Below are 798 nucleotides of genomic sequence, written 5' to 3' on the forward strand. Positions count from 1 at the left end.
GTGCTGCTCACCACGGTCGCTCCTGAACTCGACGAGTGGGCCGCCTACTTCGCCGCCGGCGCCGGCAAGCGGGCCGCCGCCGAGGCCGGAATACCCCGGGTGGTGAGTGCGCGGGAGGCCGACGACCTGCTCCGGGCCGCCGAGCAGTTCGTGACGGTGGTGGAGGCCGCCCTCGGTCTGGTCCACCAGCCCACCCTCGACGGCCGCGCGGCCTGACCTCGGCCCGACCCAGCACCACCACGATCACCACGACGGGGGGTTGAGCCCATGGCGGGCCGCATGATGGCCGGCTCCGCCGCACTGGCCGCTCTGGTCCGCCCGGCGAGCGCGCCGGACCCGGCCGGCGGTCACCGGACGCTCCCGGTGGCGCCCGAGTTGACCGGTCTGCTGCCGTACCGGGGGCTGCGTCGGGGCAGCACGATCGCGGTCTCCGCCAGCCGCCCCCGGCGCAGCGGCGGCACCTCGCTGGTCCTGGCGTTGCTCGCCGAGGCGTCCCGGGCCGGCTCCTGGTGTGCGGTGGTCGGGGTGCCGACCCTCGGTGCGGGTGCCGCCGCCGAGCTGGGCATCGCGCTGGACCGGCTCGCCCTGGTCCCCGACCCGGGCCCCGAGTGGCCCACCGTGGTCGCCGCGTTGATCGACGGGGTCGACGTGGTGGTCACCGCTGTGCCGCAGGCCGTTTCCGCCTCGGTCGCCGGCCGGTTGGCCGCCCGCGCCCGCCAGCGCGGCTGCGTGCTCGTCCCGTACGGCCGGTGGGACGGCGCGGACGTCACCCTCCAGGTGGTCCGTGGGGTGTGGGAG

At 77.1% G+C, this 798-nt stretch carries 2 protein-coding genes; both read left to right on the forward strand.

From position 1 onward, the window contains the following. Positions 1–216: SAV_6107 family HEPN domain-containing protein (locus E1182_RS30700; RefSeq protein WP_243706513.1), on the forward strand; the 216-nt coding region annotated here is incomplete at its 5' end. Positions 217–267: 51 nt separating this feature from the next. Further along, positions 268–798: hypothetical protein (locus tag E1182_RS30705; protein WP_132271214.1), on the forward strand; the 531-nt coding region annotated here is incomplete at its 3' end.

Source organism: Micromonospora sp. KC721, from assembly GCF_004348355.1.
Lineage (GTDB): Bacteria > Actinomycetota > Actinomycetes > Mycobacteriales > Micromonosporaceae > Micromonospora.